24 protein-coding genes and 1 tRNA gene are annotated in these 26,518 nt (G+C 69.8%); 6 read left to right on the top strand and 19 right to left on the bottom strand.

All coding sequences use genetic code 11. The annotated features are described in order from the left end of the window. Positions 1-198 precede the first annotated feature (198 nt). On the top strand, positions 199-1,884 hold the full coding sequence (locus VPH61_RS16560) for a hypothetical protein (RefSeq protein WP_332064609.1): 1,686 nt from the start codon (positions 199-201) through the stop codon (positions 1,882-1,884). Positions 1,885-1,907: 23 nt separating this feature from the next. Here VPH61_RS16560 and VPH61_RS16555 read toward each other — a convergent pair whose 3' ends face one another. The 4 genes from VPH61_RS16555 to VPH61_RS16540 all read right to left on the bottom strand — a co-directional run bounded on the left by VPH61_RS16555 (position 1,908) and on the right by VPH61_RS16540 (position 7,161). Further along, positions 1,908-4,334 carry a transglycosylase domain-containing protein gene (locus VPH61_RS16555; RefSeq protein ID WP_332064608.1) on the bottom strand — a complete coding sequence of 809 codons (2,427 nt, stop codon included), beginning with the start codon at positions 4,332-4,334 and terminating at the stop codon, positions 1,908-1,910. A 187-nt stretch (positions 4,335-4,521) separates the two neighbouring features. After that, a tRNA-Gln gene (locus VPH61_RS16550) sits at positions 4,522-4,596 on the bottom strand. Positions 4,597-4,693: 97 nt separating this feature from the next. Continuing rightward, the gene (gene gltX, locus VPH61_RS16545) at positions 4,694-6,208 is read right to left on the bottom strand and encodes a glutamate--tRNA ligase (RefSeq protein ID WP_332064607.1); all 1,515 of its coding nucleotides are present in this window, start codon (positions 6,206-6,208) and stop codon (positions 4,694-4,696) included. Positions 6,209-6,219: 11 nt separating this feature from the next. Next, the gene (locus VPH61_RS16540) at positions 6,220-7,161 is read right to left on the bottom strand and encodes a LysR family transcriptional regulator (RefSeq protein WP_332064606.1); all 942 of its coding nucleotides are present in this window, start codon (positions 7,159-7,161) and stop codon (positions 6,220-6,222) included. A gap of 82 nt (positions 7,162-7,243) precedes the next feature. Here VPH61_RS16540 and VPH61_RS16535 point away from each other — a divergent pair, with 82 nt between their 5' ends. Beyond that, positions 7,244-8,275: an aminotransferase class V-fold PLP-dependent enzyme gene (locus VPH61_RS16535; protein ID WP_332064605.1), complete on the top strand. Its 1,032-nt coding sequence runs from the start codon at positions 7,244-7,246 to the stop codon at positions 8,273-8,275. A gap of 18 nt (positions 8,276-8,293) precedes the next feature. Here VPH61_RS16535 and VPH61_RS16530 read toward each other — a convergent pair whose 3' ends face one another. Both VPH61_RS16530 and VPH61_RS16525 read right to left on the bottom strand, forming a co-directional pair. Further along, positions 8,294-8,950 carry a helix-turn-helix transcriptional regulator gene (locus VPH61_RS16530; RefSeq protein ID WP_332064604.1) on the bottom strand — a complete coding sequence of 219 codons (657 nt, stop codon included), beginning with the start codon at positions 8,948-8,950 and terminating at the stop codon, positions 8,294-8,296. Then, a complete protein-coding gene (locus VPH61_RS16525) occupies positions 8,931-9,428 on the bottom strand; it encodes a group III truncated hemoglobin (RefSeq protein WP_332064603.1) in 498 nt (165 codons plus the stop codon). The genes VPH61_RS16530 and VPH61_RS16525 overlap by 20 nt, the downstream gene beginning before the upstream one ends. 104 nt (positions 9,429-9,532) lie before the next feature. On the opposite strand from VPH61_RS16525, the gene VPH61_RS16520 reads away from it, so the two are divergent. Beyond that, on the top strand, positions 9,533-9,922 hold the full coding sequence (locus VPH61_RS16520) for a hypothetical protein (protein WP_332064602.1): 390 nt from the start codon (positions 9,533-9,535) through the stop codon (positions 9,920-9,922). Next, positions 9,919-10,425, top strand: a complete 507-nt coding sequence (locus tag VPH61_RS16515; RefSeq protein WP_332064601.1) for a hypothetical protein — start codon at positions 9,919-9,921, stop codon at positions 10,423-10,425. Before VPH61_RS16520 ends, VPH61_RS16515 begins: the two co-directional genes overlap by 4 nt. A gap of 15 nt (positions 10,426-10,440) precedes the next feature. Here the strand turns inward: VPH61_RS16515 and VPH61_RS16510 are convergent, their stop codons facing one another. The 5 genes from VPH61_RS16510 to VPH61_RS16490 all read right to left on the bottom strand — a co-directional run bounded on the left by VPH61_RS16510 (position 10,441) and on the right by VPH61_RS16490 (position 15,685). After that, the gene (locus tag VPH61_RS16510; protein WP_332064600.1) at positions 10,441-11,211 is read right to left on the bottom strand and encodes a fumarylacetoacetate hydrolase family protein; all 771 of its coding nucleotides are present in this window, start codon (positions 11,209-11,211) and stop codon (positions 10,441-10,443) included. A gap of 116 nt (positions 11,212-11,327) precedes the next feature. After that, positions 11,328-11,822 (bottom strand): GNAT family acetyltransferase, encoded by a 495-nt coding sequence (locus VPH61_RS16505; RefSeq protein ID WP_332064599.1) that lies wholly within the window; start codon positions 11,820-11,822, stop codon positions 11,328-11,330. Beyond that, on the bottom strand, positions 11,819-12,934 hold the full coding sequence (locus VPH61_RS16500) for a branched-chain amino acid aminotransferase (RefSeq protein WP_332064598.1): 1,116 nt from the start codon (positions 12,932-12,934) through the stop codon (positions 11,819-11,821). The genes VPH61_RS16505 and VPH61_RS16500 overlap by 4 nt, the downstream gene beginning before the upstream one ends. A 39-nt stretch (positions 12,935-12,973) precedes the next feature. Then, a complete protein-coding gene (locus VPH61_RS16495; protein ID WP_332064597.1) occupies positions 12,974-14,035 on the bottom strand; it encodes a 3-isopropylmalate dehydrogenase in 1,062 nt (353 codons plus the stop codon). A gap of 72 nt (positions 14,036-14,107) precedes the next feature. Then, positions 14,108-15,685 (bottom strand): MFS transporter, encoded by a 1,578-nt coding sequence (locus VPH61_RS16490; protein ID WP_332064596.1) that lies wholly within the window; start codon positions 15,683-15,685, stop codon positions 14,108-14,110. A 104-nt stretch (positions 15,686-15,789) separates the two neighbouring features. Between VPH61_RS16490 and VPH61_RS16485 the strand changes: the two genes are divergently transcribed. Then, positions 15,790-16,353 carry a TetR/AcrR family transcriptional regulator gene (locus VPH61_RS16485; RefSeq protein ID WP_332064595.1) on the top strand — a complete coding sequence of 188 codons (564 nt, stop codon included), beginning with the start codon at positions 15,790-15,792 and terminating at the stop codon, positions 16,351-16,353. A 66-nt stretch (positions 16,354-16,419) separates the two neighbouring features. Here VPH61_RS16485 and serA read toward each other — a convergent pair whose 3' ends face one another. The 4 genes from serA to VPH61_RS16465 all read right to left on the bottom strand — a co-directional run bounded on the left by serA (position 16,420) and on the right by VPH61_RS16465 (position 19,783). Next, entirely contained in the window at positions 16,420-18,009 is a 1,590-nt protein-coding gene (gene serA / locus VPH61_RS16480; protein WP_332064594.1) for a phosphoglycerate dehydrogenase, read from the bottom strand. Positions 18,010-18,143: 134 nt separating this feature from the next. Continuing rightward, complete coding sequence (locus VPH61_RS16475) at positions 18,144-18,530, bottom strand: hypothetical protein (protein ID WP_332064593.1); 387 nt, start codon at positions 18,528-18,530, stop codon at positions 18,144-18,146. Position 18,531: 1 nt separating this feature from the next. Next, positions 18,532-18,993 carry a DNA polymerase III subunit gamma/tau gene (locus VPH61_RS16470; protein ID WP_332064592.1) on the bottom strand — a complete coding sequence of 154 codons (462 nt, stop codon included), beginning with the start codon at positions 18,991-18,993 and terminating at the stop codon, positions 18,532-18,534. Between the two features lie 49 nt (positions 18,994-19,042). Continuing rightward, a complete protein-coding gene (locus VPH61_RS16465; RefSeq protein WP_332064591.1) occupies positions 19,043-19,783 on the bottom strand; it encodes a copper homeostasis protein CutC in 741 nt (246 codons plus the stop codon). Between the two features lie 115 nt (positions 19,784-19,898). Between VPH61_RS16465 and VPH61_RS16460 the strand changes: the two genes are divergently transcribed. Next, entirely contained in the window at positions 19,899-20,747 is an 849-nt protein-coding gene (locus tag VPH61_RS16460; protein WP_332064590.1) for a hypothetical protein, read from the top strand. A 73-nt stretch (positions 20,748-20,820) separates the two neighbouring features. Here VPH61_RS16460 and VPH61_RS16455 read toward each other — a convergent pair whose 3' ends face one another. From VPH61_RS16455 to VPH61_RS16440, 4 genes are all read right to left on the bottom strand, one after another. Beyond that, positions 20,821-22,686: a bifunctional metallophosphatase/5'-nucleotidase gene (locus VPH61_RS16455; RefSeq protein WP_332064589.1), complete on the bottom strand. Its 1,866-nt coding sequence runs from the start codon at positions 22,684-22,686 to the stop codon at positions 20,821-20,823. Positions 22,687-23,032: 346 nt separating this feature from the next. Continuing rightward, positions 23,033-24,118, bottom strand: coding sequence for a ketol-acid reductoisomerase (gene ilvC / locus VPH61_RS16450; protein WP_332064626.1), 1,086 nt, complete (start codon positions 24,116-24,118; stop codon positions 23,033-23,035). Between the two features lie 35 nt (positions 24,119-24,153). Next, positions 24,154-24,663: an acetolactate synthase small subunit gene (gene ilvN / locus VPH61_RS16445; RefSeq protein WP_179550539.1), complete on the bottom strand. Its 510-nt coding sequence runs from the start codon at positions 24,661-24,663 to the stop codon at positions 24,154-24,156. A 2-nt stretch (positions 24,664-24,665) separates the two neighbouring features. Further along, positions 24,666-26,474 (bottom strand): acetolactate synthase large subunit, encoded by a 1,809-nt coding sequence (locus VPH61_RS16440; protein WP_332064588.1) that lies wholly within the window; start codon positions 26,472-26,474, stop codon positions 24,666-24,668. Between the last annotated feature and the right edge of the window lie 44 nt (positions 26,475-26,518).

The following is a 26,518-nucleotide window of genomic DNA, read 5'->3' as shown; positions in this document are numbered from 1 at the left end:
CTGATACGTTCATGTCACTTCGGGGTCGCTCCGCTCCCCGGCAGCGCCAACGTCGGCGCCGTCGGATGCCGGCGCCCCGCGCCTCACACGCTCGGCCCACCCTCGCCGAGCGACGGCGGCGACCACGGCACCGGTCGCGAATCCTGCACCCCCATCTCGGCGCGCATTCGCGCGCGCCCGCACACCTGGAGTCTCTCAATGACGAGAACCGAACCCGCGTCCGAGCACCAGCACGGCGTCGGCCTCAAGATCGCCGTCATCGTGCTCGCGCTCGCGCTCGCGACGATGACGACCCTCTTCCTGCTCACGACGAACAAGATCGCGGGCGGCTCCGCCGAGCTCTCGGCGGGCGCCTCCGAGGTCAGCGAAGGCTCGCAGCAGGCGGCCGACGGAGCCGGCGAACTCTCGGTGGGCGCCGAGCAGCTGAGTAGCGGCGCGGCCGATGCAGCGGCCGGCGCGACGAAAGTATCGGCAGGGGCGGGCGCCGCAGCCGCGGGTGCTGAACGGCTCCGCGTCGGCGCGGAGAAGGCCGCGACCGGTGCCGTGACTCTCGCCGACGGCGCTGCGACGAGTGCGACCGGAGCCGCTGAACTCTCGGCGGGCGCCGACAAGGCAGCGGCCGGCTCTGTGACGCTGTCGGACGGCATCACGCGTGCCGCCGCCGGCGCGAACGATGTGCGCAGCGGCGTGTCGCTCGTCGCCGCAGCGAACGGAGAGATCGCGGGCAAGTCCTCCCTCCTCAGCGAGGGCGCGCGCGGCATCGCCGGCGGCGTTGCTGGTGTTCGCGACGGCGTGGTCGCGGCGGAAGAGGGCATGGGCAAGCTCAATGCAGGTGCACTTGCAGTGCAGGCGGGCACCGACGCCGTCGAGGCGGGCATCGGCGAGGTTGCCGTGGGGGTCGACAAGTTGCAAGTCGGCGCGGCGGGACTTGCTACCGGCGCGGGCGACCTCTCCGCCGGGGCCAACAGGGTCGCCGACGCGAACACGAAGCTCGCCAACGGCATCGCCGCACTCCGGACGCAACTCGCGACTGCAGGCGCGCCCGCCGAAGTGCTCGGCACGCTCGATGCCCTGCAGGCCGGTGCCGCTGAGGCCTCGGCGGGTGCGTCCACCGTTGCGGCGGGCGCGAGCGGTGTCGCCACAGGCGCCACCGAACTCAAGACCGGCGCGACCGACCTGCGCGGTGGCGTCACCGACCTCGCCACCGGCGCGACCAAGCTCTCGGTCGGCACAGACGACCTCGTGGCCGGCACGTCGACCCTTGGTGCGAAGATCGCACCGCTCTCCGTCGGTGTGAAGACCCTCGCCGACCGGTCGCTCGTGCTCGCGGCCGGCAGCAGCCTGCTCGCGGGCGGCACTGCCGAGCTGTTCGCGAAGACCGGTGATCTTGTCGCCGGCAGCAACCGGCTCGCTGCGGGCACCAATGACCTCGATCTCGGCGTCGACGGCCTCGTGGCGGGCACACAGAAGGTCGCAGCCGGTGCCACGAGCCTGTCGTCGGGGGCCGAACGCCTTCTAGAGGGCGCGAACAACCTGTCGGCAGGTGCCAGCGAACTCGGCACAGGCGCCACGAACCTGGCCACCGGCACGAACACGCTCGAGCGCGGCGCATCCGACCTCGCGGATGGCACCGGAGCCCTCGCCAACGGATCCGAGACGCTCGCGAGCGGAGCATCCGATCTCGCCGACGGCACCGCCGAGCTCAGCGAGGGCAACGCGCTCGTCGCGGAGGGCAGCGAGACGCTCGCCACCGGAGCAGCCGGGGTCTCCCCCGCGACCATGGTGCCGTGGCTCCTCGTCGCTCTCGGAATCGGCGCGGCGGCGATCGCCGCGTGGATCATCCACCGCGTGCGGTTCGCCCGTCGGGAGTCCGTCACCGCCTGAGCGGCTCAAGCGGCAACTGCCGGTCAGTGGCCTCGGTCGTCTCCACGGCCGGGGCCACCCCTGCGTCCGTTGTCATCGGGGCCCTCGACGTCCTCTCCGGCGTCGGGCCAGCCGTCACCGGACTCCTCGCCGTCGAGGCCCTGCACCTGCGCCGACGGCTCCGGCGACTCGGTGCCGGGCACTGGCCCGACCCGTGGCGCGACCGCCTGGCCCGGACCGATGATCGAGAACGGGTCGCCGCCGTACTTCGCAGCGGCGACCGACATGACCATCGGCCACATGCGGTGGCGTGCGGTCGCGGCGGTGCCGTTGCCGAAGCCGCCGATGGCACGCTGGTTCGCGTCCCCGTAGAGGCTCACGACACCCGCAACGGTCGCCACCTTCGAACTGGCGCCGGCCATCCAGGTGTCCTTGTTGCCGTCGGTCGTACCGGTCTTGCCGATCAGCGGCACGTGCGGGTCCACGTTGCGGTTCGACTCCGTCGCCGTGCCGCCCGTCATCACCCCCTGCATCGCGTAGTGCATCGCCGCGGCCACCTCAGGCGTGACCGCGGGGGCGCACGTCGACTTCGGCACCGGTACCTCGTTGCCGTCGCGGTCGACGATCTTGTCGATCGCGACCGGCGTGCACGTCACACCGTTGTTCGCGATGCCGGCGAACGCGACGGCGAGGCTGAGCGGTGCGACCTCGTTCGTGCCGAGCACCGTGGCGGGAGACTGCAGGAGGGGATCACCGTCGGCCCGGTGCATCCCGAATGCTTCTGCGGTCTTTCGGATGCCGCACAGGTCGAGCCTCTTCGCCATGCCGATGAAGCCGGTGTTGATCGAGCCGAGCGTCGATTCGAGCGCCGAGTAGTTGCCGCCGGCCTCGTTGGCGTCGTTCTTGGGGGCGAATCCCTCTGCGTTCGTGTTGACCGGCCCGTTGCAGCTGTCCTGGAAGGTTCCCCAGTTGGACTTCGGCTTGGAGTCGACCCGCTCGTTCAGCGTGTGGCCTTCGTTGAGCCACTGCGCGAGGGTGAACACCTTGTAGGTCGACCCGGGCTGGAACCCACTCGATCCGCCCTGCGTGTAGTCGGTGTTGTAGTTGACGCTCTCGTACTCGGGCCCGAGCGCCAGCACGTTCGGGTCTTGGCTGTAGATCTTGTTCTGCGCCATGGCGAGCACACGCCCGGTGCCCACCTGCACGCTCGAGATGACGCCGCCGACGTCCCAGCCGGGGTAGACCTGCGGCACGTTCTGGGCGATCGCCGTGACCGCGGCACTCTGCAGGTCGAGGTCGAGCGTCGTGTAGACGTCGTAGCCGCCGCGCTTGAAGTTGCGCATGCGCGTCTCGGCGTCCTCGCCGAACGCCGGGTCCGTCTGCAGGATGTGCTTCACGTAGTCGCAGAAGTACGCCGACTCGTTCGCCGTCTGGCAGCCGGTGCTCGGCTCCTGGATGGCCGGCTCGACGGGCGTGGCGATCGCCACGTCGTACTCCTCGCGCGTGATCTTCTTCTCTTCGAGCATGTGGAAGAGGATGTAGTCGCGGCGGTCCTTGTTCCTCGCGTAGCCGTTCGCCGCGCCGTTCGTCTCGCTCTCGGGCTTGTCGAGCTGGAACTCGACCGGGTTGTTCACGATCGCGAGGAGCGACGCCGCCTGGGCGAGGGTGAGGTTCGCGGCGGTCGTCGAGAAGTAGTAGTTCGCGGCGGCCTCGATGCCGTAGACCGTGCCGCCGAAGCCGGCGATGTTCAGGTACCCGAGCAGGATCTCGCTCTTCGAGTATCGCTTCTCGACTCCGATGGCGAGCCGCATCTCCTTGAGCTTGCGCTCGATGCCGGCACTCCCGTCGGACTCCGTTGCCGCCTCGTAGCAGTCGTTCTTCGCAGCATCGACGAGGGCCCGCCGATCGTCGTAGGTGAGCGCGGCGCGTTCGTCCTCCGTCAGATCCGCGACGGCGGTGACGTGGGCCTCGGCCTCGCACTCCTGCACCCGCACGTTCTTGACGTACTGCTGCGCGATCGAGGATCCGCCCTGGGTGCGGCCGCCGGTCGCGGTCTTCACCGCCGCTCGGATCGTGCCCTGCAGGTCGACACCGCCGTGATCGTAGAACCTCGGGTCCTCGCCGGCGATCGCGGCATCCTTCGCGTACTGGTTGATGGCGTCCCAGCCGACCTCGACACGGTTCTGGTCGTAGAACGAGGCCAGCAGCACGTTGGATCCGTCGCTGCCGGTCGCGTAGATGTTGCTCTTCTCCGAGAGCTCGTCGATCTCGAGATAGCCCGGGAGGTTCTCGAACATCCCGATGCTTCCGGATGCCGCGATGCCGACGGTCGCGAGGGCCGGCGTCACCCCGGCGACGATGAGCATGGCGACGCCGACGCTCGCAGCGATGAGACCGATGAAGCCGCCGATGACGCCGAGCGGCGTTCGCGTCTCGCTGAAGTCACGATTCCGCAAGTTCCCAGAACCCATGGCTCACCCAATCCCCGTCGGCGTCTCACGATCGTGCACGAGCCGGTAGGAGACTCGAGAAGTATGCCGACAACTCAATGGAATCGCAGCACACCCTCGATGTCCAGCCCACATGCCGTTCGGCCGGAACGAACCACGCCAGCAAACAGAAAAGGCCCGGATGACCGGGCCTTCTTCACGAAATATCTGGCTGGGGTACCTGGACTCGAACCAAGAACAACGGTACCAGAAACCGCCGTGTTGCCAATTACACCATACCCCAATGGCCGAAACCGAAGCCCCGTGCCGACATGTAACTCTAGCCTACGGGGCGACGCCCGCCAAACTGAGCAGCACTCAGCCGGCGGACGCCCCGCTCGTCAGGCGAGCAGCGCCATCAGACGGTCGATGCGCTCGATCGAATCGATCTTGCCGAGGATCTGCATCGATTCGAAGAGCGGCGGCGAGATGCGCCGGCCCGAGACAGCCGTGCGCACCGCACCGAAGGCGACCCGCGGCTTCAGGGCGAGGCCGTCGACGAGTGCCGCACGCAGCGCCTCCTCGATCTGCTCGTGCGCCCACTCCTCCGCCGGAAGCCGGTCGAGAGCCTCACGTGCCGCGGCGAGCACCGCTGGGGCGTCGCCGGTGAGGGCACCGACGGCGGCTTCGTCGAAGTCGAGGCCCGCGGCATCCGTGAACAGGAACCCGAGCATGCCGGGAGCCTCGCCGAGCAGGGCGATGCGCTCCTGGATGAGGGGGGCGCCCTCGGCGAGCACGGCCTCCTCACCGGGCGTGATCGGGCTCGAGACGGCGCCGGAGGCTTGCAGGTAGGGCACCGTGCGCGCAGCGAAATCGGCGACGTCGAGCTGGCGGATGTGGTCCCCGTTGATCGCCTCGGCCTTCTTCAGATCGAAGCGGGCCGGGTTCGGGTTGACGTTCGCGACGTCGAACGCGGCGATGAGCTCGTCGCGCGAGAACACGTCGCGGTCGGCCGAGAAACCCCAGCCGAGGAGCGCGAGGTAGTTGATGAGCCCTTCGGGGATGAACCCGCGGTCGCGGTGGTGGAACAGGTTCGACTCGGGGTCGCGCTTGGAGAGCTTTTTGTTGCCCTCACCCATGACGTAGGGCAGGTGACCGAAGCGCGGCACGAACGAGGTCACGCCGATGTCGATGAGCGCGTGGTACAGCGCGATCTGACGCGGCGTCGACGAGAGCAGGTCTTCGCCGCGAAGCACGTCGGTGATGCCCATGAGCGCATCGTCGACGGGGTTCACGAAGGTGTAGAGCGGCGCGCCGTTCGGGCGCACGACGACGAAGTCGATGGTCGAGCCGACCGGGAAGTCGATGCGGCCGCGCACGAGGTCGTCGAAGCCGAGGTCGACCTCGGGCACGCGCAGGCGCAGCGCGGGCTGGCGGCCCTCGGCGCGGAACGCCGCCCGCTGCTCCTCGGTGAGGTCGCGGTCGAAGTTGTCGTACCCGAGCTGCTTGGCCCGGCCGTTCGCCTCGTTGCGGGCGTCGATCTCCTCAGCCGTCGAGTACGACTCGTAGAGGTGACCCGAGGCCTTAAGCCGCTCGATGATCTCGAGGTAGATCTCACCGCGCTGCGACTGCCGGTAGGGGCCATGCGGGCCGCCGACGTCGATGCCCTCGTCCCACGTGAGGCCGAGCCAGGTGAGCGCGTCGAGGATCTGCCCGTAGCTCTCCTCGCTGTCGCGCGCCGCATCGGTGTCTTCGATGCGGAAGACGAAGGTGCCGCCGGTGTGGCGTGCGTAGGCCCAGTTGAAGAGGGCGGTGCGCACGAGGCCGACGTGCGGCGTTCCGGTCGGCGATGGGCAGAAGCGCACACGGATGTCGCTGCCGGTGGCCGTGGTCGTGGGGTGAGCTGTCTCAGACATACCCCACCATGCTATCGAGCGGCGAGCGATTCCAGCGCGGCGATGGCCGCTCCGACCGCGGGCACCCGTTCGGCGCCGCGCGCGGTCACCAAGTGGAGCGAGCGCACGTCGGCGCGCCCGGTGGGCCTGGCCACGACGTCCGCGTTCCGCGGTGAGGCTGCAAGTGCGAGTGCCGGCAGCAGTGCCACCCCGAGCCCCTGCGCGACCATCCCCTCGACGGCGACGAAGTTGTCGGTCTCGAAGGCGATGCGCGGGATGAAGCCGGCCGCCCCGGCGAGCTCGAGCAGGTGCCCGCGGCAACGGGGGCATCCGGCGATCCACGGCTCGTCGCGCAGCATGCCGAGATCCACGAAATCGGATGCCGCAGCCGCATGCCCCGCGGGCAGCACGAGCTGCATCGGCTCGTCGCCGTAGGCGCGCACGTCGAGCCCGCGCGCGCTCGCCTGGTGCGGGTCGTCGCGGTCGCCCGGGTAGCTGAAGGTGATCGCGAGATCGGCCTGGTCGGCCCGCACCGCCCGCACGGCCTCGGGTGGTTCGGCCTCGACGTAGGTCACGTCGATGCCGGGGTGCGCTGCCGCGAGCGTCGCGATGAGCCGCGGCACGAGCGTCGCCGAGGCCGACGGGAACGCCACGAGGCGTACACGGCCGGCCCGGAGCCCGCGGAGCTCGGCGAGCTCACCGGCGGCGGCCTCGAGCGCCGTCGCGACGTCCTGCGCATGCCGCGCGAGCACGCGCCCGGATTCCGTGAGCCGGATGCCGCGACCCACGCGTTCCACGAGTGCGATGCCGGTGCGATCCTCGAACCGCCGCAATTGCTGGCTGACTGCGGGCTGGCTGTAGCCGAGCCACTCGGCGGCCGCCGTGAGCGTGCCGTGCTCGGCGATCTGGTGCACGACCCGCACCGTCTGCAGATCGAGGGCTGCGGCGAGGGCGTCGATCGAGGCATCCGACATTCGTTAATCATAACTGCAAGGCATATGTGTGATCATTCACCGGGCCTTGTCGAATGAATCCGACTCACTGAGACTGGATTCCATGCACCCCACTCGCGATCGGTACGCCGCAGGACGCGGCTATCTCGCCGCCTGCACGATGGGCCTGCCCGCCGACGTCACGCGCGACGCGGTGCGACGCGACCTCGAGTCGTGGTCGACCGGCGCCGCATGCGGCGCCGAGTACGGACGGATCCACGAGCGGGCCCGGGGCCATGCCGCGACATTGCTCGGCCGCACGCCGGGCGAGATCGCGACCGGCTCTCAGGTGTCCGTCTTCGCCGGGTTCGTTGCCGCGTCGGCACCGGCAGGCGCCGAGATCGTGTGCGTCGACGGCGACTTCTCGTCGGTGATCGGCCCGTTCCTCGCCCGAGGCGACCTGCGCGTGCGGCATGTGCCGCTCGCGGCATTGGCCGACGCCGTGACCGCCTCGACCTGGCTCGTCTCCTACTCGCTCGTGCAATCCGCGACGGGCGAGGTCGCCGACGCGGCATCCGTCGCCACCGCCGCCCGCAGCGCCGGCGCCCTCGTGCTCGTCGACACGACCCAGGCCACCGGCTGGATGCCGACCGATTCGCTCGACGCCGACATCATGATCTGCCACGCGTACAAGTGGCTCTCCGCGCCGCGCGGTGCCGCCTTCGCGGCCTTCTCATCGCGCGCCGTCGACGAGCTGACGCCGCACGCGGCGGGATGGTACTCGGGCGCCGACCCGTGGGCGTCGTGCTACGGACCCGAACTGCACCTCGCCGCCGGCGCGCAGCGATTCGACGTCTCGCCCGCGTGGCAGGCCTGGGCCGGCGCCGAGGCCGCCCTCGAGCTCGCCGCCTCGCTCGACATGCGCCAGGTGCAGCTGCACGACGTCGGGCTCGCGAACGCGTTTCGCGAGCGACTCGGGCTGGCTCCCTCGAACAGTGCGATCATCGCCTGGCCCGACGCAGATGGCACGGCACTCGCGGCGCTCGGCGCTGCAGGCATCACCGCATCGGGGCGCGCCGGACGGGCGCGGGTGGCGTTCCACGTGTGGAACGACGACGAGGACGTCGAGCTCGCGGCATCCGCTCTCGGGCGCTGAACGCAGGAGGGCGCCGGCTCAGCGCGCTGATCCGAACGCGACGAGGCACCGGTCGGGTGCGACGAACGGCAGCAGCCTCGCCTCGACCGCCGAGCCGGATGCCTCACCCGCGAGCACCTCTCGAATGAGCCCCTCGTGCACGCCGCAGACGACCTCGCGGTGGCGGCGCGCGGCGTCGCGGAACGGGCACGCGTGCAACGAGATCCCCTCGGTGACGGGTTGCGGGGCGAAGCCGAGTTCGTCGAGAACCTGGATGAGCCGTGCCGTCGGTGCCGATGGGGGCTCATCGGTCGTCGACAGGCTCTCGGCCCAGCTCCGGCCGGCCTCGCGAGCGAGCACGGCCCGCACCTCGCTCCCCTGCCCGTCGACGGCGGCGGCGAGCACTTCGATCAGGCGGTCGCGAGAGCGGTCGTCCCGTTCGTGCGCGGCAACGTCGTCGACGAGCGCGTAACGCAAGCGGGGCCGACCTCGATGCGCACGGCGCTCGGCCGTGGCGGCGACGACACCGGCCTCGACGAGCCGGTCGAGGTGGAACCGGGCCGTCGTGACGTGCACGCCGATCGACTCGGCGAGCTCGGCGGCGTCGACCGGCGTGCCGGCCCGACCCAGCGCATCGAGCACGCGGCGCCGGGCCGGTGACGCGAGCGCCCGCGGCTCAGCCTGCTCCGATCGCATCGATCGCCCCCTCCGCTTCGAGCCGCGCTCGGGTGGAGACGGTCTCGAGCGCGCTGCCCGAACGCCCCGAGAGGCGCCGCGCGATCGATCCGGCGATGCGGCGCGCCTGGATCTTCGCGCGCTCCGCGGACGCGCCGGCGAACTGCGCGTCGACGTTCGCGACCCACAGTTCGAGCCACCGGTCGAACTCCGCCGCCCCGAGCCGGGTCTTCGCATCGAGCGCCACGTGCATGGCGAACGCGTTGCGCCGGTAGCTGCCGGCACGGAAGAGCACCGTCTCCCAGAAGTCGCACATGATCGGCAGATGATGTTCGAGGTCCATGTGGGCGACATCGGTGAAGATCGGGCCGATCAGCGGGTCGGCGAAGGCGCGGCGGTAGAACGACTCGACGAGCTGCGCCACGTCGGCGCGGTCGCGGATGTCGCGGAGCTCGCGGAGCTCGCGGGCTTCGCGGGGTTCGCGACTGGGATCGGCCATGGGGCCCACGCTACCCGCCGTTCCGATTAAACCGCAATCTGCTACGTTAAATTTCGACGGTCGGCACAAACGGTGATTCGAACAACCGTCGAAGGGATCGGGACATGGACTCGGGCTATCGGATCATCACCGCCGAGGCGCACCTGAGGGAGACGGTGCCGATGGAAGACGGTGAGGTGCGGAGCCGCCGGGTCTTCGCACTCGACGGTCTCTCGCTCGTGCTCATCAGCCTCGGCCGCGGTGCCGTGATGCGCGACCACACCGCCCGGGCGCCCATTCTCATCCGCGGCGTCACCGGCCGCTCGGTCGTCATCATCGGCGACGAACGCATCGACCTCGCCGTCGGCGGCATGGTGCAACTCGACGCCGGCGTGCGGCACGCACTCGAGGCGATCGGTCCGTCGCAGGTGCTGCTCACCGTGCTCGGCTCTTCACGGGCACAGGGCGGGGCCGCAGCATCCGACACCGTGGCGCCACCGGTGCAGGCGCGGTGACCGCCCTCGCCGGAGCCCGTCCGCGTGTCGGGCCGGCCGCCGTCGGCAACGCCCTCGGCATCGCGCTCATCGTCGTCGGCGGACTCGTCGCGGCGATCACGGGGCCGCTGCAACTGGAACGCGGCAGCTGGCTCGCGGCCTACCTCGTGCTCGTCGGCGGCGTCACCCAGTGCCTGCTCGCCCGAGTGCTCGAACACGCCCCGTGGGCTTTCGGCCGCGGAGGATGGGTGACGATCGCCGCCTGGAACGCCGGCAACCTGCTCGTCATCGGCGGCGCGCTGGCACGGGTGCCGGTCATCGCCGATGCCGGCGGCCTGCTCATCGCGGTGCCGCTCGTCGTCGCACTGCGCACGACCTTCGCGTCGCGCTCGAGCCCGCGATCCGTTCCGGCAGCGGTCATGCCGGGGCGCGTCTCACGCGCCGTCACGGCGCTCGCCCTCATCGTCGTGCTCGTCGGCGTGCCGGTGGGGCTGGTGCTCACGCACCTCCGCTCGGCGGGCTGACCCGCCTGACCCGGCTCAGGCGGAGCGCACGTGATTCGAGAGCGTGCCGAGGCCCGAGATCGTCACCTCGACGGTGTCGCCGTCGACGATCGGCCCGACCCCCGCCGGCGTCCCGGTCAGGATCACGTCGCCGGGGAGCAGGGTGAACACGCTCGAGGCATAGGCGATGATCGCGGGCACCGAATGCACGAGGTCGGAAAGGCGTCCCTCCTGCCGGCGGTCGCCGTTGACACTCGTCTCGATCGTCGCCCCGTCGAAGTCGACGTGCGTCTCGATCACCGGACCGAGCGGGCAGAAGGAGTCGAAGCCCTTGGCACGGGCCCACTGCCCGTCGCGCTGCTGCAGGTCGCGGGCCGTGACGTCATTCGCGATCGTGTAGCCGAAGATGTACTCCTCTGCGTCGTCTTCGGCGACGTTCTTCGCGATGCGCCCGATCACGACGGCGAGCTCGCCCTCGTGCTCGACCCGTTCGCTCTGCTTCGGCAGCACGATCGAGTCGTCGGGGCCGATCACCGAGGTGTTCGGCTTCAGGAAGAGCAGCGGCTCAGCCGGCGCCTCCCCGCCCATCTCGGCCGCGTGATCGTGATAGTTCTTGCCGACAGCGACGATCTTCGAGCGAGGGATCACGGGCGCGAGCAGCTTCGCGTCGGTGAGCTTGACCCGCTCACCGGTGGGCTCGTAGCCCGCGAACATCGGGTCGGCCTTCAGCACGACGAGTTCGTGCTCCTCTTCGTCGACGATGCCGAATGCGATGGTGTCGTCGTGGCTGAAACGCGCGATCTTCATGAGATCAGCCTACCGGCGGCACCTTGCGCACCGAGTCGCAGGACGGATCGTGCGACACGCCGAGCTGGCGCGGCGTGTCGCACGAATGATCCTGTGACTCAGTGACGCGGAGTCCCTCAGTGACGCGGAACGGCCGCGACGGCGCCGGCCGGGGAATCGGGGATCAGCCGCTTGCCGAGGCTCGCGACGTCGTCGACCTGATAACCGAGGCTGCGGTAGAACTCGATGACGCCCGCGTTGGTCGATCGCACCTGCAGGTTCAGCTTGGGGCAACCGCGCTCGGTGAGGAGCCGCTCGGCCTCCGCCATGAGCAACGCGCCGAGCCGCTCGCCACGGCGTTCGAGATCGACCGCGAGGTAGTTGACCCAGCCCCGATGGCCGTCGTAGCCCACCATCGCCGTCGCCACGACCACGCCGGCCGCCTCGCCGACGAGGAAGAGCTCGGGCTGCACGGCGAGCTTGCGCTCGATGTCGCGATGGGGGTCGTTCCACGGCACCACGAGCCCGGCCGAGCGCCAGAGAGCGACGACCGATTCGGTGTCGGCGACATCGAACGGACGGATGCGCACGTCGCCGCTGCCCACCGCCTCGGCGCCGGGAGCACCCGTCACGCGTCGAGGCGGGTCAGCCAGCCGTGGCGGTCCTCGGCGCGGCCGTACTGGATGTCGGTGAGCTCCTGTCGCAGCGCGAGCGCGAGCTCGGATGCACCGGCGCCCGTGTGCACGATCTCGAAGTCCGTGCCGAGCAGACGCCCGATGGGCACGACGACCGCTGCGGTGCCGCAGGCGAAGGCGCCGACGATCTCGCCCGACTCCGCTCCGTCACGCCATTCGCTGAGCGAGATGGCGCGGCGCTCGACCGCGTGGCCGCGATCGGTCGCGAGCTGCAGGATCGAGTCGCGCGTGATGCCCTCGAGGATCGAAGGCGACTCGGGCGTGACGAGCGTGCCGTCGCGCTTGACGAGCACGATGTTCATGCCGCCGAGCTCTTCGAGGTTGCCGGCATCGTCGAGGAACGCGACCTGCTGGCATCCCTTCTCGTAGGCCTCGGCCTGCGGGAGGAGGCTCGACGCGTAGTTGCCGCCGGTCTTGGCGGCGCCCGTGCCGCCCTTGCCGGCGCGCGCGTAGTCGGTCGAGAGCCAGATGTTCACGGGCTCGACGCCGCCGGGGAAGTACGCCCCGGCGGGGCTCGCGATCACGTAGTAGGCGACCTTCTTCGCCGGGCGAACGCCGAGGAACGCCTCTTTCGCGAACATGAACGGGCGCAGGTAGAGGCTCGTCTCGGGCGCGCTCGGCACCCAGTCGGCGTCGACGGCGATGATCTGCTTGAGCGACTCGATGAAGATCTCGCTCGGCAGCTCGGGCAGCGCCATACGGCGGGCCGAGCGCTGCATGCGGGCGGCGTTGTCGTAGGGCCGGAAGGTATGGATCGAACCGTCGGCGTGACGGTAGGCCTTCATGCCCTCGAAGATCTCCTGCGCGTAGTGCAGCACCGCGGCGGCGGGATCGAGCGAGATCGGGCCGTAGGGCGTGACGCGCGGGCGGTGCCAGCCGCCCTTCTCCGACCAGCAGATGTCGACCATGTGGTCGGTGAAGTGGTTGCCGAAGCCGGGGTCGGCGAGGACGGCCTCACGTTCGGCGGGCGTCTTCGCCTCGCCGTTGCGGATGACCTGCCAGATGAGACCGGCTGCCGACGGGGCCTGGAGCGGGAGGTTGATCGTCATTTTCGTTTCCTTCGATGCGCTGGATCGGATTGCGCTGGATCAGTCGAGTGCGCCGATGCGTTCGGCGATGGCATCGCCGATCTCGGAGGTCGTGCGCCGCGTGCCGCCGCGTTCGGCGATGTCGGCGACGACCGCCCGCTGCACCTTCGCCGCGGCATCCGCTCGGCCGAGGTGGTCGAGGAGAAGCGCGACGGAGAGGATCGCGGCGGTCGGGTCGGCGATGCCTTGGCCCGCGATGTCGGGGGCTGAGCCGTGCACCGGCTCGAACATGCTCGGGAATCGGCCGTCTGGATTGATGTTGCCCGAGGCCGCGAGCCCGATGCCGCCGCTGATCGCGCCGGCCAGGTCGGTGAGGATGTCGCCGAACAGGTTGTCGGTGACGATGACGTCGAATCGCGCGGGATCGGTGACGAGGAAGATCGTCGCCGCGTCGACGTGCAGGTAGTCGACCGCGACGCCCGGGAACTCGGCCGCAACGGCGTCGACCGTGCGCTTCCACAGCGAACCGGCGAACACGAGCACATTGGTCTTGTGCACGAGGGTCAGCTTCCTGCGCGGCCGAGCGGATGCCGCGGCGAACGCGTAGCGCACCACGCGCTCGACGCCGTAGGCGGTGTTCACCGACACCTCGTTGGCGACCTCGGCCGGAGTGCCCGCACGGATCGCGCCGCCGTTGCCGACATAGGGACCCTCGGTGCCCTCGCGCACGACGACGAAGTCGACCTCGCCGGGTGCCGAGAGGGGGCTCGTGACGCCGGGGTAGAGCACCGACGGGCGCAGGTTCACGTAGTGGTCGAGTTCGAAGCGGAGCTTCAGCAGCAGGCCCCGCTCGATGTTCGCGCCCGCGAGGCGGGGGTCGCCCGGCACGCCGCCGACGGCCCCGAGCAGGATCGCGTCGTGGCCCTTGATCGCGGCGAGGTCGTCGTCGGTCAGCACGTCGCCGGTCGCGAGGTAGCGCGCGGCGCCCAGGGAGAACTCGGTCTGCTCGAACGCGACTCCCGACCCCTCGGTCGCCGCGCCGAGCGCCTTCAGCGCCTGCTCGACGACTTCAGGGCCGATCCCGTCACCGGGAATGACCGCGAGCTTGACCGTGTCCACCATGAATGCTCCTTCGTGCGCCAGCCCTCCCAGCGTACTGGCCGCACGCGCACGTGACACCCGCGGCGGCGGGACTCAGTCGTGGGCCGGCGCATCCTTCGGGTTGCGGAGGGCGATCACGGCGACGACCGCGGCGGCGACCATGAGACCGACGCCGATGAGCGAGGTGATCACCACGCCCTCGTCGAAGGCCAGGGCAGCGGATGCCGCGAGCTGTTCGCCGATCGCAGCGGGCAGCTGCTCGGCGACCGTGGCGGCACCCGCGAGCGTCTCGCTCGCCGTGGCGGCCTGCGCGGCGGTCAGCTCGCTGGGCAGCATGATCGCAGCGCTGTAGTGGGCCGCGAGGATCGAGCCCAGCACGGCCGTGCCGAGCACGGCACCGAGTTCGTACGCCGTCTCGGAGACGGCGGAAGCGGCGCCCGCCTTCTCGGGCGGAGCGCTCGAGAGGATGAGCTCGTTGGAGACGGTCTCGGCGGCGCCGATGCCGATGCCGAGCATCACGAACGCGATCACCACGGGGGCGATCGAATCCGCGGTCGCGAAGAAGGCGATGACTGCGTAGCCGCCGGCCGACAGGAGCAGCGCGATCGGCACGAGCACCCTCGGTCGCACACGGCGTGCGATCGGTACGACGGCGAGGCCCGCGATGATCATCGCGACGAGACCCGGCAGCAGCGCGAGCCCGGCCGCAACGGGGCTGAGCCCTGCGATGAGCTGCAGGTGCTGCGATACGAAGTACAGGAAGCCGACGAGCGCGATGACGCTGAAGAGGTTCACGAGCACTGCGCCGCCGAACGAACCCTGGCGGAACAGGCGCACGTCGAGCATCGGCGATCGGCTCTTGAGCTGGCGTCGTACGAACCAGACCGCGCAGAAGAGTCCGAAGACGATCGCCTGGATGCCGAAGCCCGCGACACCCTCGGTGGCGAGCGACTTGATGCCGAACACGACGGGCACCATGGCGGCGAGCGAGAGCAGCGTGCTCGGGATGTCGATGCGGCCGGGCGCCGGGTCGCGGCTCTCGGGGATGAGGAGTGGCACGAGGATCAGGAGCGGGACCAGCACGGGCACCGCGAGCAGGAACACCGAACCCCAGTGGAAGTGCTCGATCAGCACGCCGCCGACGAGCGGGCCGAGGGCGCTGCCCGCTGCGAAGCCCGAGGCCCAGATGGCGATCGCGAGTCGGCGCTGCTCGCGCTCGACGAAGACCGTGCGGAGCAGCGACAGGGTCGACGGCATGAGCATCGCCCCGAAGAAGCCGAGCGCCGCGCGCGAGGCGATCAGCGCCTCGGCGGACGGCGCGAACGCCGCGACGACCGAGAGCAGGGCGAACCCGACCGAGCCGATGAGCAGCATGCGACGGCGGCCGAAGCGATCGCCCGCGCTGCCCATTGCGACGAGCAGGCCTGCGAGCACGAGCGGGTACGCGTCGATGATCCAGAGCTGCTGGGCGGCCGTCGGCGCCAGGTCGAGCGCGATCGCGGGCAGCGCGAAGCTCAGCACAGTGTTGTCGACCGAGACGAGCAGCACCGGCAGCATGAGCACGGCGAGCGCGACCCAGGCGCGACGAGGCGCGCGGGCGGTCGGCGTGTCGGGTGCCGGAGCGGCGGTCGTCGTGTTCGCGTGCAGGTCGGTCTGTGTGGTGTCGGTCATCTCAGGCTCGTTCGTCTCAGGCGGTTACTGTACCGTCCAGTTGGTATAGTAACAGACATGCCCCAAGCTCCCCCAACTGCTCCCCCGTCGGCCACACTGGGATCATGAGTCGCCCGCCCGCCGCCCGAGAGGCCGTGCTCGACGCGTTCGAGCGCATCATCATCGCCGACGGCGAACGTCACGCCACGCTCGAGGCCACCGCCCGCGCCGCCGGGGTCTCGAAGGGCGGCCTGCTCTACCACTTCGGTTCGAAGCACGCCCTCGTCGCGGGCCTCATCGAGCGCCTGCACCGGCTCGTCGACGACGACGTCGCCCGCATCCACTCGGCACCCGACGGGCCGATCTCGTACTTCGTCCGCTCGTCGGTCGACGTCGAATCCGCGATCGACCACAGCTTCGTCGCCGCGGTGCGCCTCGCCCAGGGCGGCGACCGCCAGGCCGCCGCCGCGATCGACGCCGTGCGCTCACGCTGGCTCGAGGAGATGGGCCGCCACATCGACGACCCGGCGCTCGCCCTCGCGATCACGCTCATCGGCGACGGCCTCTACTACCACTCGGCCCTGCGCGCCGAGGTCGACGCATCGGCGCTCGAGGCCGACGACATCGGCCCGGCGCAGATGGACGGCCTCGTCGCCCTGCTCGAGCGCATCGCACAGACCGGTCGCTAGACGACGGATGCCCCGGCGCGCGCCTGCGAGCAGCAGCGCGCCGGGGCATCCGGCCGTTCGAAATCGCTACTCGGTGATGTCCACCTCGACGAAGAGGCTCGCGTCGATCGCCTCGCGCACGCGCTCGAGCACCTCGGCGGGCACCGGCGAGTCGACGGTCAGCACACTGAGTGCCTGCCCGCCCGCCTCGCGGCGCGCGATCTGCATGCCGGCGATGTTGATGCCGGCCTCGCCGAACTCGCGGCCGTAGACCGCGACGATGCCGGGCCGGTCGGCGTACTCCATGACGATGTGGGTCGTCGCGATCGGCACCTCGAGTTCGAAGCCGTTGACGGCGACGAGCTTCTCGATCTGCTTCGGTCCGGTGAGCGTGCCAGAGACCGAGACCTGCCGGCCGTCGGCGAGCGCGCCCGTGAGCGAGATCACGTTGCGGTACTCGGGCGACTCCGCCGCCGTGATGAGGCGCACGTCGAGCCCGCGCTGCTCGGCCAGGAGTGGCGCGTTCACGTACGAGACGGTCTCGCTGACGACGTTGGTGAAGACGCCCTTCAGGGCGGCGAGCTTCAGGGCGCTCACGTCGTAGTCGACGAGTTCGCCGCGCACCTCGACGTCGAGGCTCGTGAGCGGCCCATTGGCGATGCCCGCGAAGAGCTGGCCGAGCTTCTCGACGAGCGGGATGCCGGGGCGCACGTACGGGTCGATGACGCCGCCGGCCACGTTGACCGCGTCGGGCACGAGCTCGCCGGCGAGGGCGAGTCTCACCGACTTCGCGACCGAGACGCCCGCCTTCTCTTGCGCCTCGTCGGTCGAGGCGCCGAGGTGCGGCGTCACGACGATGTTCGGCAGGCCGAGGAGCGGCGAGTCGCGCGGCGGCTCCGAGACGAAGACGTCGACGGCCGCGCCCGCGATCGTTCGGTTGACGAGCGCGTCGTGCAGCGCGTCTTCGTCGATGAGCCCGCCGCGGGCGACGTTCACGATGAACGCGGTCGGCTTCATGCGGGCGAACTGCTCGGTGCCGATCATGCCCGTGGTCTCGGGCGTCTTCGGCATGTGGATCGTGATGAAGTCGCTCTGCTCGAGCAGCTCGTCGAGGCTCACGGTCTGCACGCCGAGCTGCTGCGCACGGGCAGCGGTGATGTACGGGTCGTAGGCGATCACGTTCGTGCCGAAGGCCTGCAGGCGGGCCGCGATGAGCGCACCGATGCGGCCGAGGCCGATGATGCCGATCGTCTTCTCATAGAGTTCGACGCCGGTGTACGCCGATCGCTTCCACTCCCCCTGCGCGAGCGCGGAGTGCGCCGCCGGGATGTGACGGGCGAGGCTCAGGATGTGGCCGACGGTCAGCTCGGCGGCCGAGATGATGTTCGACGTCGGCGCGTTCACGACCATGACGCCGGCCGCGGTCGCCGCCTTGATGTCGACGTTGTCGAGGCCCACCCCGGCGCGGGCGATGACCTTCAGCTTCGGCGCGGCGGCGATCGCCTCCGCGTCGACCTTCGTCGCGGAGCGCACGAGGATCGCGTCGGCGTCGGCCAGCGCCGCGAGCAGCGCGGGCCGATCGGTGCCGTCGACGGACCTGACGTCGAAGTCGGGGCCGAGGGCCTCGACGGTGGCGGGCGAGAGTTCTTCGGCGATCAGCACGACCGGCTTTGTCACGAACGTTTCCTTCGGGGTGATGCGCGCGCACGACACTGCGACTTGCGGTGGGATGCGCCACACGCCTTCGGGGCGCCTACCCGATCACTCTACTGGAGCGTTCATTCCGCACTCGCTCTGTGACGCCGCGCACGTCACGAGAGGTCGAGGACAGCAAGCCCGAAGGAGGCGAAGTCGGCCGCGAGCACCTGCACGAGTGCATAGCCTGCCAAGTAGAGCACCACTTGCACGAGCGGCGAGCGTCGCCGACCCAGCCAGAACGCCGCGCCGAACACCAGGAGCGGCACAGCGATGCCGGCCAGGAGCAGTGCCCAACCGGCGCCGGTGATGGCGACGCCGAGTTCGCCTGCGGTGACGTTCATGCCGACGAGGTTGCCGACCGCCTCCCACACGTCGTACGCGTAGAACACGCCGAACAGCACGGCGATCGTGATCGCGAGCCAGAACGGCGTGGCCGAGCGGGCGACGGACCCATCGTCGTCGGCCGCGGCCCGACCGGGTGAAGCGGATGCCTCGGTCATCTCAACCTCGCAGCAGGAACGGGACGGGAACGAGCAGCACGGCACCGACGATGAGCCAGGCGAGTCGGGCACGCCGGTTGCCCGACGCGAGCCACAGCACCGCGCCGAACCACAGGGGCGCGGCGAGCACGGCGAACCATGCGCCGAGGCCGTACATGAACTGGGCGACGGGATCGGCGAAGACCGGCGACCCGCCGAGCGCCGTGATCAGCCAGCCGATCGCGTAGAGCAGGTAGACGCCCCCGAGCACTCCGAGCACGACGAGCTCGGTCGAGCCGGTCTGCGCTGCGGCATCCGTCGTCTCACCATCGTCGACGGAGGTCGCGGCATCGCGCTCACCGGGAGGATCGTCGGCGACGGGCCGGGCAGGCGCAGGGGCACCCACGGCCTTCCACCCCGGCGCGAGGGTCGGATCGTCGTCGCCCTCCCAGCGGAGCGCGTCGTCGTCGGATTCGCGGGTCATGAGCACCACACTAGCGACCCTGGAGCGGCCGTCGAGCCGTGTCGATCCGTCAGGAATCGGCGAACCCGGCCGCCGCGACAGCCGCCGCGACGAGCCCGGCGTCGGTCACGTCGAATCCGTCGACACCACCACCCGGGCCGCTCGCACCGCCTCGCGTCACGGTGCCCCTCGCCGAGAGGTGCACGGCGTGGACGCCGGCGTCCGCGAGGGCCGCGATGTCGTCGATGCGCACGCCGCCGCCGGCCATGACCTCGAGGCGGCCCGACGCGGCCGCCATCTGCGCGAGCGTCGCGAGCCCGGCGCGACAGTCGGGAGCTCCACCCGAGGTGAGCACACGGCGCACGCCGAGCCCAGCGAGCGCGGCGACGGAACCGAGCGGGTCGGAGCTCGCGTCGACCGCGCGATGCACCGTGACGTCGAGCCCGGCGGACGCGTCGACGAACCGGCGCACGGCCTCGAGATCGAGTGTGCCGGAGTCGGTCAGCGCGCCCACGACGACGCCGTCGGCACCGGCAGCCGCTGCGGCACGGATGTCGCGGACGGTCGTCTCGAGCTCGTCGGCGTCGTAGACGAAACCGCCGCCCCTCGGCCGCACGAGCACGTGCACGAAGCCCGCTACTCCCGCATCGCGCGCAGCCCCCGACGCGGCCTCGATCAGGCCGATCGACGGCGTCAGACCGCCGAGACCCAGCGCCTGGCAGAGCTCGACGCGTGCGGCGCCCGCCGTCAGAGCGACGCGCACCCCCGCGACATCCTGGACGGCGATCTCGACCGGCAGCGTTCGTGACATTCCCGACACGTTACCCGCCTCCTCGACCACCGGATGACGATTCCGCGTCGATCCCCCACCACGCACCCGGCTTCCAATATGCTCATCGCGGCACTCACCCCTCGGAAGGACGAACGTGGCAGAGCAGCGCAAGAAGAAGGTCGTACGGGTCGAACCCACTTCGGCAGCAGACGGCAGCGGCGGCACGGCCGTCGCCCATGACTCCGCTCCGACGTGGACGCCGACGCCCGAGGCCAAGAAGCAGGCCACGACGTTCCGCCTGATCGCCGGCGGCCTCTGGCTCCTCGCCATCGCCGGTGAGGCGTTCACCATCTTCTGGGTGCTGCGTCAGGTGCCCGTGAACATGGTGCTGCTCATCATCCTGATCGTCGTGATCGGCGCGCTCGCGATCGGCGGCTCGCTGCTCTGGAAGAAGGCCAACCGCCTCGACCCGGCGTCGAAGGAGGACAAGGTCCGCTTCTTCGTGCAGAACCAGCTCGGCGCGATCATCGCGGTCATCGCGTTCCTGCCGCTCATCATCCTGATCTTCACCAACAAGGACATGGACGGCAAGCAGAAGGCGCTCGCCGGCATCATCGCGATCGTCATCGGCGGTGGCGCGCTCGCCCTCGGCGTCGACTACAACCCGCCGTCGGTCGAGCAGTACACCGCGGAGTCGAACACGATCGAGCAGCTCACGGGTCAAGACCTCGTGTACTGGACGAAGTCGGGCTCGGTCTTCCACGTCTGCGCCGAGGTGCCCGACGTCAACAAGGAGTCGAAGGACGGCCAGATCTACGAGGGCACGGTCGCCGACGCGCATGCCGCAGGCAAGGACCGCCTCGTGAGCTACTGGCAGCGCGAGGCCGTCAACTACTGCGGCTACACCCAGGAGCAGGTCGACGCGGTGGAGAATGCGGCCGAGACCGAGACCGACTCGGAGGAGCCCGCCGAGGCTCCCGAGGAGACCCCCGCGGCCGAGTAGCGCCCCCGCACCACGAATGAAGGCCCGCCCGTATCACCCCGGGCGGGCCTTCACCGTCTCCGCGGCGATCGCGTCAGAACACCGGCGTACCGTTACGGACGAGCCGCCAGTTCTCGACGTGGAACGTCGTCGGGTCGATGACGCCCGCCGCCGAGGCGTACGAGACGATCGCCTCGCGAATGGCCACCTGCGCGTTGTACACGACCGGCGCGGCCGCGATGTGCGGGAAGCCGCCGCCGCCCGACTGCCGGTAGTTGTTCACCGCGACGAGGAACTGCTGGTCGGACGCGACGGCGGCACCCTCGTAGGTCATCCCGACGATGCGCGACCCGTACGGCTGCGAGATGTCGACCGAGTAGTCGATGCCCGAGAACTGGTCGTAGTTGTAATCGGGCGTGTTGCCGGCGTTCGTCCACGACGCAGGTGCGACCGGTGCATCGGGTGCCACCTGGATGAAGTACTTCGCCGAGTACTCGAGGTAGTCCTTGATCTGCGCCCCCGTGAGCACCGACGCCATGAGCGTGTTGTCGTAGATGTACAGGCCGGCGACGTCCTTGATCGTGACCGGCCCCTGCGGGAAGCTCGCCGCCCGGTTGAACGGCGCGGCGATCGAGACGATCGGCAGGGCGGCTTCAGGCGTGCCCGCGACCGCCGCCGCGACCGTCGACGTCTGCACCTCATTGACGTAGTCGAGGATCGCCGTGTCCTTCCAGCACGCCTCGGCGGCCGACATGGCCTCGGTCGAGTTCGCCACCGGCGTGTTCATGTACGTGACGACCGCGTCGTGCTGCGCGCGGATCACGGCCACGAGGGCCGGGTCGTCGACGACGGTGTTCGTGTTCACCGTGACGGCCGATCTCGAGACGACCGACCACGAGCCGCGGGCGAACTCGAGGTCGAGGTCGAAGACGCTCACCCGCTGCCCCCAGTTCTTCGGCTCGCTCATGATGACCTGCTTGCCGGTCTCGGCGTTCATGACGAAACGCTCGGGCACCTCGCGGTGGGCATGCCCGAAGAGGATCGCATCGATGCCCGGCACCTGCTCGGCCATGAGGGCTGCGGCGTTCTCGACCGGAAGGTCGCCGCCGTACGACGAGGTGCCGCTGTCGCCGGAGTGGGCGCTCACGACCACGACGTCGGCGCCCGCAGCGCGCATCACCGGCACCCAGCGTGCGGCCGCCTCCACGAGCCCCTGCACCTCGATCCTGCCGCTGACGTTCGCCTTGTCCCAGATCACGACACCGGGGTTGGTGAGGCCGAGCACGCCGACCGTGACCGGCGGCAGGCCCTTCACCTTCATCTTCTTCAGCGTGTACGGAAGGTAGGCGGGAACCTTCGTGCCGGCGTGCACGGCGTTCGCGGCGAGCACCTCGGCGTCCATCTGCGCGATCCAGTTGTCGAGGAACTCGAGGCCGTAGTTGAACTCGTGGTTGCCGAGTGCGACGGCGTCGTACCCGATCGCGTTCATCTGCGCGGCCATCGGGTGGATAGCACCGGTCTCGGTCACCGGCTCGACCGTCGCGAAGTAGAAGCCGAGGGGCGTGCCCTGGATCGTGTCGCCGGCGTCGAAGAGCAGCGTGTGCTCACGGCCTCGATCGGCCCGGATCTGATTGACGACGCTCGACACCCGGGCGAGCCCGACGACGTTGCCGGCACTGTCGCTGTAGGTCGCGTCCTTGTAGTAGTCCCAGTTGACGACGTTGCAGTGCAGGTCGGAGGTGCCCATGACCGTGATGGTCAGGGACTTGCCGTTCGGCGCGGCCTGGGCCGCCTGGGCGGCGCCCGGCCAGCCCGCTGCGGCGAGGGCTCCGGCGGCGGTCATGCCGACCAGCACATTCCGTCGACTGAGACCGGATGTCGCGTGCGGGCTGTCGTCGGGCACGGCGCACGAGCACCAACGCGGGGCGGGTTCGGGGTGGTGGTGTGAGAGTTCGCTCATGCCACCAGATGGGACCACAACGGACGGCCCCGTGACAAGGGTTTCGCAGGAACCTGCGCTGCTCATTCGCGCACCGTACGAGAACGGCCCGCCCCGGAGCATCCGGAGCGGGCCGTTCGAAGCTGCCGTGCAGCTGGAGTGATCGCTGCGACTCAGCGCGCGACCTCGCCGTCGGCCTGACCGGACGAAGTCCGGGCAGTGTCAATACAGTGTCGCGAGACGACTGCGTCGACGGCGCTGGTCCGCGCCCTAGCGCGCGACCTCGCCGTCGGCCTGACCGGACGAAGTCCGGGCAGTGTCAATACAGTGTCGCGAGACGACTGCGTCGACGGCGCTGGTCCGCGCCCTAGCGCGCGACCTCGCCGTCGACGTAGTCGTCGTCGTCAGACGAGTTCCATGCGAAGAGCTTGCGGAGGTCGCGACCGGTGGTCTCGATCGGGTGCTGCTCGCCCTTGGCACGGAGCTCGAGGAACTCCTTCTGGCCGTTGTCCTGGTCGGAGATGAAGCGCTCGGCGAAGGTGCCGTCCTGGATGTCGGCGAGCACCGCCTTCATGTTCTCCTTGACCGACGGGTCGATGACGCGGGGGCCCGACACGTAGTCGCCGTACTCGGCCGTGTCGGAGACCGACCAGCGCTGCTTGGCGATGCCGCCCTCCCACATGAGGTCGACGATGAGCTTCAGCTCGTGGAGCACCTCGAAGTAGGCGATCTCGGGCTGGTAGCCGGCCTCGACGAGGGTCTCGAAGCCGTACTGCACGAGCTGCGAGGTGCCGCCGCAGAGCACGGCCTGCTCGCCGAACAGGTCGGTCTCGGTCTCTTCGGTGAAGGTGGTCTTGATGACGCCGGCGCGAGTGCCGCCGATGCCCTTGGCGTACGACTTCGCGAGATCCCAGGCGGTGCCGGTCGCGTCCTGCTCGACGGCGATGATGTCGGGGATGCCGCGGCCGGCGACGAACTCGCGACGCACCGTGTGTCCCGGCGCCTTCGGCGCGACGAGGATCACGTCGACGCCCGCGGGCGCCTCGATGTAGCCGAAGCGGATGTTGAAGCCGTGGCCGAAGACGAGCGCGTTGCCCTCGACGAGGTTGTCGCGCACGGACTCCGCGAAGATGTGGCGCTGGTACTGGTCGGGAGCGAGGATGACGACGATGTCGGCCCAGGCGGATGCGTCGGCGACGTTCTTGACCTCGAAGCCGGCTTCTTCGGCCTTCTGGATCGACTTCGAGCCCTCCTTGAGGCCGACGACGACCTCGACGCCCGAGTCGCGCAGGTTCTGCGCGTGGGCGTGACCCTGCGAGCCGTAGCCGATGACGGCGACCTTCTTGCCCTGGACGATCGAGAGGTCGGCGTCCTGGTCGTAATACATCTCAGCCATTGCTGTTTCTCCTTGGGTTGTCCCCTGAGCCTGTCGAAGGGAGCGGTGTGCGTGCAGAGTTCCCCTCGACGAGCTCGGGGAACGAGGTTGATTCAGTTCTTGAAGACGCGCTCGGTGATGGACTTGCCGCCACGGCCGATCGCGAGGAGGCCCGACTGGGCGATCTCCTTGATGCCGTAGGGCTCGAGCACCTTGAGGAACGCGGTGGTCTTGCCGGAGTCGCCCGTGACCTCGATCACGAGCGCATCGGTCGACACGTCGACGACGCGTGCACGGAAGAGGTTCACCGCCTCGAGCACCTGCGAGCGGGTCGTGTTGTCGACGCGCACCTTGATGAGCAGGTGCTCGCGCTGCACGGCCTGTGCGGGGTCGAGCTCGACGATCTTGATGACGTTGACGAGCTTGTTCAGCTGCTTCGTCACCTGTTCGAGCGGCAGCTCGTCGACGTCGACGACGACGGTGATGCGGCTGAGCCCCTCGATCTCCGAGTGGCCGACCGCGAGCGATTCGATGTTGAAGCCGCGCCGCGCGAAGAGCCCTGCGACGCGCGTGAGCAGGCCGGGCTTGTCTTCGACGAGGAGGGACAGAACGTGTGTCGACATGGTCAGTCCTCCTCGCTGAAAGCCGGCGAGTGATCGCGGGCGTACTGGATGTAGCTGTTCGAGACGCCCTGCGGCACCATCGGCCACACCATCGCGTCGGCCGACACGACGAAGTCGATCACCACTGGGCGGTCGTTCGTCTCGAGGGCGAGCTTGATGGCGTCGTCGATCTCGTCTTCTTTCGTGACCCGGATGCCGAGACATCCGTATGCCTCGGCGAGTGCCACGAAGTCGGGGATGCGCACGCTGTCATGGCCCGTGTTCAGGTCGGTGTTGGAGTACCGGCCGTCGTAGAACAGGGTCTGCCACTGGCGCACCATGCCGAGCGAGGAGTTGTTGATGATCGCGACCTTGATCGGGATCTTGTTCAACGTGCAGGTCGCGAGCTCCTGATTGGTCATCTGGAAGCATCCGTCGCCGTCGATGGCCCAGACCACGCGGTCGGGCTCGGCGACCTTCGCGCCCATCGCGGCGGGAACGGCGTAGCCCATCGTGCCGGCGCCGCCCGAGTTCAGCCAGGAGTTCGGGCGCTCGTACTTGATGAACTGCGCGGCCCACATCTGGTGCTGGCCGACGCCCGCGGCGTAGACGGCCTCTGGGCCGGTGAGCTCGCCGATGCGCTGGATGACCTGCTGGGGCGCCAGCAGCCCGTCGGACGGCGTCGAGAACCCGAGCGGGAACTCCGCGCGGAGCCCGTCGAGCGTCGCCCACCACTCGTCGAGGTCGGGTGCGCCGGTCTCCTTCGCGACGGCGTCGCGATAGGCGGTCTCGAGGTCGACGAGCACGTCTTTCGCGTCGCCCACGATGGGCACGTCGGCGACGCGGATCTTGGAGATCTCGGCCGGGTCGATGTCGACGTGCACGACCTTCGCGTTCGGCGCGAAGAGCGCCGCCTTGCCGGTCACGCGGTCGTCGAAGCGGGCGCCGAGGGCGATCAGGAGGTCGGCCTCCTGCAGCGCGATCACGGCGGGAACGGTGCCGTGCATGCCCGGCATGCCGAGGTGCTGTCGGTGCGAGTCGGGGAACGCGCCGCGCGCCATGAGCGTCGTCACGACCGGTGCGTTCGTCGTCTCGGCGAGGGCCAGCAGTTCGGCAGATGCGCCCGAGCGGATGACTCCGCCACCCACGTACAGCACGGGTCGCTTCGCCTCGGCGAGCAGCTGGGCGGCCGCAGAGACCTGCTTGCCGTGGGCCTTCGTGATCGGACGGTAGCCCGGCAGGTCGATCTTCGGCGGCCAGCGGAAGACGGCCTTCGCCTGCTGCGCGTCCTTCGTGATGTCGACGAGCACGGGGCCCGGCCGGCCGGTCGAGGCGATGTGGTACGCCGCCGCGATGGTCGCCGGGATCTCCGCGGCATCCTTCACCAGGAAGGAGTGCTTCGTGATCGGCATCGTGATGCCGACGATGTCGGCCTCCTGGAAGGCATCGGTGCCCATGAGGTTCGAGAACACCTGGCCGGTGATCGCGAGCATCGGCACCGAGTCCATGTGCGCGTCGGCGATGGCCGTGACGAGGTTCGTCGCGCCGGGACCCGACGTCGCGATGGCGACGCCGGTCTTGCCCGACGAGGAGGCGTAGCCCTCGGCCGCGTGGCCGGCGCCCTGCTCGTGGCGAACGAGGATGTGGCGGAGCTTCTTGCTGTCGAGCAGCGGGTCGTAGACGGGGAGGATCGCGCCGCCGGGGAGGCCGAACACGTCGGTGATGCCGAGCATCTCGAGTGAACGGACGACCGCCTCGGCGCCCGTGATCTCCACGGGAGCGCCGGAGGGCACGGGGGCGGGCGATGGCACGGGACTGGATTCCGTGGTCATTCGGTTCCTGTTCTGGTGGACGGTGTGTGCGGGAAACGCAGCAC

This window comes from Agromyces sp. CCNWLW203 (genome assembly GCF_036576125.1).
Taxonomy (GTDB): domain Bacteria; phylum Actinomycetota; class Actinomycetes; order Actinomycetales; family Microbacteriaceae; genus Agromyces.
Note: the sequence above shows the minus strand (reverse complement) of the source record. Positions and strands in the feature narration are given on the sequence as shown.

What these genes read in the sequence shown, in the direction of transcription:
- VPH61_RS16560 (WP_332064609.1), top strand. Translation starts at nt 199, where the DNA reads ATGACGAGAACCGAACCCGCGTCCGAGCACCAGCACGGCGTCGGCCTC.
- VPH61_RS16555 (WP_332064608.1), bottom strand. Translation starts at nt 4,334, where the DNA reads ATGGGTTCTGGGAACTTGCGGAATCGTGACTTCAGCGAGACGCGAACG.
- gltX (WP_332064607.1), bottom strand. Translation starts at nt 6,208, where the DNA reads ATGTCTGAGACAGCTCACCCCACGACCACGGCCACCGGCAGCGACATC.
- VPH61_RS16540 (WP_332064606.1), bottom strand. Translation starts at nt 7,161, where the DNA reads ATGTCGGATGCCTCGATCGACGCCCTCGCCGCAGCCCTCGATCTGCAG.
- VPH61_RS16535 (WP_332064605.1), top strand. Translation starts at nt 7,244, where the DNA reads ATGCACCCCACTCGCGATCGGTACGCCGCAGGACGCGGCTATCTCGCC.
- VPH61_RS16530 (WP_332064604.1), bottom strand. Translation starts at nt 8,950, where the DNA reads ATGCGATCGGAGCAGGCTGAGCCGCGGGCGCTCGCGTCACCGGCCCGG.
- VPH61_RS16525 (WP_332064603.1), bottom strand. Translation starts at nt 9,428, where the DNA reads ATGGCCGATCCCAGTCGCGAACCCCGCGAAGCCCGCGAGCTCCGCGAG.
- VPH61_RS16520 (WP_332064602.1), top strand. Translation starts at nt 9,533, where the DNA reads ATGGACTCGGGCTATCGGATCATCACCGCCGAGGCGCACCTGAGGGAG.
- VPH61_RS16510 (WP_332064600.1), bottom strand. Translation starts at nt 11,211, where the DNA reads ATGAAGATCGCGCGTTTCAGCCACGACGACACCATCGCATTCGGCATC.
- VPH61_RS16500 (WP_332064598.1), bottom strand. Translation starts at nt 12,934, where the DNA reads ATGACGATCAACCTCCCGCTCCAGGCCCCGTCGGCAGCCGGTCTCATC.
- VPH61_RS16495 (WP_332064597.1), bottom strand. Translation starts at nt 14,035, where the DNA reads ATGGTGGACACGGTCAAGCTCGCGGTCATTCCCGGTGACGGGATCGGC.
- VPH61_RS16490 (WP_332064596.1), bottom strand. Translation starts at nt 15,685, where the DNA reads ATGACCGACACCACACAGACCGACCTGCACGCGAACACGACGACCGCC.
- VPH61_RS16485 (WP_332064595.1), top strand. Translation starts at nt 15,790, where the DNA reads ATGAGTCGCCCGCCCGCCGCCCGAGAGGCCGTGCTCGACGCGTTCGAG.
- VPH61_RS16475 (WP_332064593.1), bottom strand. Translation starts at nt 18,530, where the DNA reads ATGACCGAGGCATCCGCTTCACCCGGTCGGGCCGCGGCCGACGACGAT.
- VPH61_RS16470 (WP_332064592.1), bottom strand. Translation starts at nt 18,993, where the DNA reads ATGACCCGCGAATCCGACGACGACGCGCTCCGCTGGGAGGGCGACGAC.
- VPH61_RS16465 (WP_332064591.1), bottom strand. Translation starts at nt 19,783, where the DNA reads ATGTCACGAACGCTGCCGGTCGAGATCGCCGTCCAGGATGTCGCGGGG.
- VPH61_RS16455 (WP_332064589.1), bottom strand. Translation starts at nt 22,686, where the DNA reads ATGAGCGAACTCTCACACCACCACCCCGAACCCGCCCCGCGTTGGTGC.
- ilvN (WP_179550539.1), bottom strand. Translation starts at nt 24,663, where the DNA reads ATGTCGACACACGTTCTGTCCCTCCTCGTCGAAGACAAGCCCGGCCTG.
- VPH61_RS16440 (WP_332064588.1), bottom strand. Translation starts at nt 26,474, where the DNA reads ATGACCACGGAATCCAGTCCCGTGCCATCGCCCGCCCCCGTGCCCTCC.